General features: G+C 74.9%; 4 protein-coding genes. All 4 read left to right on the forward strand.

From position 1 onward, the window contains the following. The first annotated feature begins 265 nt into the window (after nucleotides 1–265). On the forward strand, nucleotides 266–1,906 hold the full coding sequence (locus ACFXA3_RS26640; protein WP_385190835.1) for a sporulation protein: 1,641 nt from the start codon (nucleotides 266–268) through the stop codon (nucleotides 1,904–1,906). A gap of 61 nt (nucleotides 1,907–1,967) precedes the next feature. Further along, on the forward strand, nucleotides 1,968–3,176 hold the full coding sequence (gene lhgO, locus ACFXA3_RS26645; protein ID WP_385190838.1) for an L-2-hydroxyglutarate oxidase: 1,209 nt from the start codon (nucleotides 1,968–1,970) through the stop codon (nucleotides 3,174–3,176). Between the two features lie 329 nt (nucleotides 3,177–3,505). After that, a complete protein-coding gene (gene trmB / locus ACFXA3_RS26650) occupies nucleotides 3,506–4,318 on the forward strand; it encodes a tRNA (guanosine(46)-N7)-methyltransferase TrmB (RefSeq protein WP_385190836.1) in 813 nt (270 codons plus the stop codon). Nucleotides 4,319–4,369: 51 nt separating this feature from the next. Next, the coding region (locus ACFXA3_RS26655) for a PrsW family intramembrane metalloprotease (protein WP_385190837.1) at nucleotides 4,370–5,345 on the forward strand (976 nt) is incomplete at its 3' end.

The following is a 5,345-nucleotide window of genomic DNA, read 5'->3' on the forward strand; positions in this document are numbered from 1 at the left end:
CGATAATTTTCCGGGGGGGGGGCTGTGCCGCCTCCTCCCCCTCCGCGGGGCCCCCGCCCCCCCCCCGGGGCGGGGGGGGGGGGGGGGGCCCCCCGCGGCGCGGGCCCGGGCCCGACTGTGCGGGCGGACAACAATCCCGCCATACGGAAGTCGGGGCCTTAACGCTTGGGAGGCGGGGAACTACGCTGGGTTTACGAAATGCCGGGCAACTATGCCCCGGCGGCGTATGCGTTGTGTGCGTTCCGCGTGTGACGAGGGGTGGCGCATGTCCAGGGAGCTCCGCGAGCCCAACGAGAAGCTCGGCGCCGTCCTCGCCCTCGCCGGCATCAGCAACGCCGGGCTGGCCCGGCGCGTCAACGACCTCGGCGCACAGCGCGGCCTGACGCTTCGCTACGACAAGACCTCGGTGGCACGGTGGGTGTCGAAGGGGATGGTGCCGCAGGGCGCGGCCCCGCACCTCATCGCCGCCGCGATCGGCGCGAAGCTGGGGCGCCCGGTGCCGCTGCACGAGATCGGGCTGGCGGACGCGGACCCGGCGCCGGAGGTCGGGCTGGCCTTCCCGCGGGACGTGGGCGAGGCGGTGCGCTCGGCCACCGATCTGTACCGGCTCGACCTCGCCGGCCGCAGGGGCGGTGGCGGGATCTGGCAGTCGCTCGCGGGATCCTTCGCCGTGTCCGCGTACGCGACGCCCGCCTCGCGCTGGCTGATATCTCCGGCGGACGGTTCGGTGGCGCGCGAGCCGGTCCCGGCCCGCGAGACCGTGGCGTCCCGCGAGGCCGTGGCGCCGCGCGAGCCGGTGGTGGACACGGCGTCGCCCGCGGCCCCGGCACAGGGCCCGGCGGCGTCGCCGGCTTCGTCGTCGTCCTCGTCAACGGGTCTGCCCGCACAGTCTTCCGGTGAAACGCCGCACGCCCCGCCCGGGCACCCGTCCCCGCCGGGGTCCCCGTCCGTGCCCGCCGCCGCCGTGGGACTGCACGATCCGTCGCCGCAGCGCGTGGGCCACAGCGACGTGACCAAGCTGCGCGAGGCGGCGGAGGACGCGCGCCGCTGGGACTCCAAGTACGGCGGCGGGGACTGGCGTTCGTCGATGGTGCCGGAGTGCCTGCGCGTCGACGCGGCGCCGCTGCTGCTCGGCTCGTACAGCGACGAGGTGGGCCGGGCGCTGTTCGGGGCGACCGCCGAACTGACCCGGCTGGCGGGCTGGATGGCCTTCGACACCGGCCAGCAGGAGGCGGCCCAGCGCTACTACATCCAGGCGCTGCGCCTCGCCCGTGCGGCCGCGGACGTACCGCTCGGCGGGTACGTGCTGGCCTCCATGTCGCTGCAGGCGACGTACCGGGACTTCCCGGACGAGGGCGTGGACCTCGCGCAGGCGGCCGTGGAGCGCAACCGCGGCCTGGCCACCGCGCGCACCATGAGCTTCTTCCGGCTCGTCGAGGCGCGGGCGCACGCGAAGGCGGGCGATTCGGCGGCCGCGGGGGCGGCGCTGCGGGCCGCGGAGGGCTGGCTGGAGCGGGCGCGGGCGGGCGATCCGGATCCGACCTGGCTGGGTTTCTACTCGTACGACCGGTTCGCGGCGGATGCGGCGGAATGCTACCGGGACCTCAAACTCCCCCGGCAGGTCCGGCGCTTCACCGAGCAGGCGCTGTCCCGGCCGACGGAGGAGTACGTGCGCTCGCACGGGCTGCGGCTGGTGGTGAGCGCGGTCGCCGAGCTGGAGTCGGGCAATCTGGACGCGGCGTGCGCGGCCGGCACCCGGGCGGTGGAGGTCGCGGGCAGGATCTCCTCGGCGCGGACGACCGAGTACGTACGGGACCTGCTGCACCGGCTCGAACCGTACGGGGACGAGCCGCGCGTGGCGGAGTTGCGGGAGCGGGCGCGCCCGCTGTTGGTGACCCCCGCGTAGCCGCTTTGTCAGTGGCGGGGTGCAGTATGCAGGGGTGGGAGGTGGCAGCTTGGGCGGCGGCATGGGCAGCGTGGGCAGGGTGGACTGCGATGTGCTGGTGATCGGCGGTGGCATCGTCGGCCTGTCGACGGCGCATGCCCTGACGCAGCTGGCCCCGGGGACGCGGGTGGTGGTGCTGGAGAAGGAGTCCGGCCCGGCCCGCCACCAGACGGGCCGCAACAGCGGGGTGATCCACAGCGGGATCTACTACCGGCCGGGATCGCTCAAGGCGCGCTTCGCGGTGCGCGGGGCCGCCGAAATGGTGAAGTTCTGCGCCGAGCACGGGATCGACCACGAGGTCACCGGAAAGCTGATCGTCGCCACCGGGCGGGACGAGCTGCCGCGGCTGCACGCGCTGGTGCAGCGGGGCCGGGAGAACGGCATCCCGGTGCGCGAGCTGGGCCCCGCACAGATCTCGGAGTACGAGCCGGAGGTGCACGGCCTGGCCGCGATCCACGTCGGCACCACCGGCATCGTGGACTACGGGCAGGTGGCGCGGCAGCTCGCGGAGTCCTCCGGGGCGGAGATCGTCTACGGCGGGGCCGTGGACCTGATCTCCCGGCGGCCGAGCGGGATCGCGGTGCGGACGACGGCGGGGCTCGTGGTGCGGGCGCGGGTGCTGGTGAACTGCGCCGGCCTGCAGTGCGACCGGGTCGCGCGGCTGGCCGGGGACGACCCGGGCATGCGGATCGTGCCGTTCCGCGGGGAGTACTACGACCTGGCGCGGCCCTCGCTGGTCCGGGGACTGGTCTACCCGGTCCCCGACCCGGCGTTCCCCTTCCTCGGCGTCCACCTGACCCGGGGCATCGGCGGCGGCGTCCACGTCGGGCCCAACGCGGTGCCGGCGCTGGCCCGCGAGGGGTACGGGTGGGGCGTGATCCGGCCGCGGGACGTGGCGGACGAACTGGCCTGGCCCGGATCCTGGCGGATGGCCCGGCGGCACTGGCGGTACGGGGCCGGGGAGATCCACCGGTCGCTGTCGAAGCAGGCGTTCACGGAGGCGGTCCGGCGGCTGCTGCCGGCGGCTTCGCCGGCGGACCTGACCCCGGCGGGTTCCGGGGTGCGGGCGCAGGCCGTGCTGCGCGACGGGACGCTGGTGGACGACTTCCTGATCAAGGAGGGGGCGCGGGCGGTGCACGTGCTGAACGCGCCGTCGCCCGCGGCCACCGCTTCGCTGCCGATCGGACGGGAAATCGCCCGCCGCGCCCTGACGACCCTGCGCACGTCGTGACCCGCCCCCGGGCCGGAAGGCGGACCGGGCAGACCGGACACACCGGGCAGGCCCGGCGGGCCGGACTCGACGCACGGGCCGGGCGGACCGGAAGGGCCGGGTAGGCCGGACGCGCCTGGCAGGCCGGACGCGCCCGGTGGGCCCGGTGGGCCGAGCCCGCCCGGTGGGCCGAGCGGGCCCGGGTGTGGCGGGTCCGGGTGTGGCGGGTCCGGGTGTGGCGGGTCCGGGTGTGGCGGGTCCGGGTGTGGACCGTCCGCGAACCCCGGCCCCGGGGCGGTGGCCCGCGCGTCGGGGGGTGGGGGCGGCGGGCGGCGTAGAATCCGGGGATTGTGTCTGAGTCCCTTAACCCCCAGCCCAGCGTCCCGGAAGCCGTGCCGGAGGCGAATTCCTACGTGCCCCCGAAGTGGCGGACCGAGCCGCGTTTCCCCGACGGGCCCTCCCCCGACCCGGCCGGCTCGCACCACGAGCGGCGGATCCGGAGCTTCCAGCCGCGGCGCAGCCGGGTGACCACCGGGCAGGGCGAGGCCCTGAAGCGGCTCTGGGGGACCTGGGGGCTCGACATCGACGGCAACTCCGTCATCGACCTCGACCAGCTGTTCGGCGGGCTGCCCGTCGTCCTGGAGATCGGTTTCGGGATGGGTGAGGCCACCGCGCAGATGGCCGCCGCCGACCCCGCGACCGGGATCCTCGCCGCCGACGTGCACACCCCCGGCCAGGGGAACCTGCTCGCGCTGGCCGAGCGCGGCGGGATGACGAACGTGCGGGTCGCCAACGGCGACGCCATCATCCTGCTCCGCGAGATGCTGCGGCCGGACTCCCTCGCCGGGCTCCGCGTGTACTTCCCGGACCCGTGGCCCAAGGCCCGCCACCACAAGCGGCGCCTGATCCAGCCCGAGTTCCTCGACCTGGCCGCGACGCGCCTGGCCCCCGGGGCCGTGCTGCACTGCGCGACCGACTGGGAGCCGTACGCCGAGCAGATGCTCGAAGTGCTCACCGCGCACCCGATGTTCGAGAACACCCAGGCGGACGGCGGCTACGCGCCGCGGCCCGACTTCCGGCCGCTGACCCGGTTCGAGGGCCAGGGCCTCGACAAGGGGCACGTCGTGCACGACCTGTTGTTCGCACGACGCCCGAACGTGTAGACAACCCGCTTCCTCACTCCGCGTGTCAGAGCGGATCGCTAGAGTCATCGTGTGTTCCGAGCGCTCCCTGGTGTCCGTGCGTGCGTGTTCGCCGTGCTGTCGCTGTCAGGGCTGGCGATCCTCGAACTCGTGCGGGAGCAGACGGGTACCGCGGGGTTCTTCGTCGGCCTCGGGCTGGCCGTGCTGCCGGTGCCGCCGCTCATGGCGGCGTTCCGGTGGCTCGGCCGTGCCGCGCCCCGGCCCTGGGCGCAGTTGCTGTTCTGCTTCGGCTGGGGCGCCTGCACCGCGGCCCTGATCGCCATACTGGCCAACAACTTCGCCACCGAGTGGATAACGGCGGCCACCGCAGACGCCTCGGCGGCCGACCGGCTCGGCTCGGTGGCGGTCGCCCCGGTGGTGGAGGAGAGCGCCAAGGCGGCGGCGCTGCTGCTGGTGTTCGTGTTCCGCAGACGCCAGTTCACCGGGCCCGCGGACGGGTTCGTGGTGGCCGGGTTCACCGCGACCGGCTTCGCGTGCACCGAGAACGTCCTCTACCTCGGCAACGCGTTCGGCGAGGACGTGCGCAGCGGCGCCGCCGCGCTGGACTCGGTGACGGCCGCGACGTTCTTCGTGCGGGTCGTCGTCTCGCCGTTCGCGCATCCGCTGTTCACGGTGCTCACCGGGCTCGGTTTCGGCGCGGCCGCGCTCGGTGGCGGACGACTGCGGCGGATCGGTTCTCCGCTGCTCGGGCTGCTGGCCGCGATGGGCCTGCACGCACTGTGGAACAGCTCGTCGCGGTTCGGGGAGTACGGGTTCTACGTGGTCTACGGCTGCGTGATGGTCCCGGTGTTCGGGCTGCTGCTGTGGCTGGCCGTGCTGATAAGGCGGCGCCGGCTGCGGGCCGTCGCCGGGGAGCTGGCGGTGTACGCGGCCGCGGGCTGGCTGCGCCCGGCGGAGGTGCCGGCGCTGGTGTCCATGCCGGCCCGGTCACTGGCCCGCGCGCTGGCCCGGAGCACCGGGGGCCGGGCGGCGGGCCGGGCGGTCGCCC

It is taken from the genome of Streptomyces sp. NPDC059456 (genome assembly GCF_042750055.1).
Taxonomy (GTDB): domain Bacteria; phylum Actinomycetota; class Actinomycetes; order Streptomycetales; family Streptomycetaceae; genus Streptomyces.

Coding starts and splice junctions, on each gene's coding strand:
- lhgO (WP_385190838.1), top strand. CDS start 1,968: ATGGGCAGCGTGGGCAGGGTGGACTGCGATGTGCTGGTGATCGGCGGT.
- ACFXA3_RS26640 (WP_385190835.1), top strand. CDS start 266: ATGTCCAGGGAGCTCCGCGAGCCCAACGAGAAGCTCGGCGCCGTCCTC.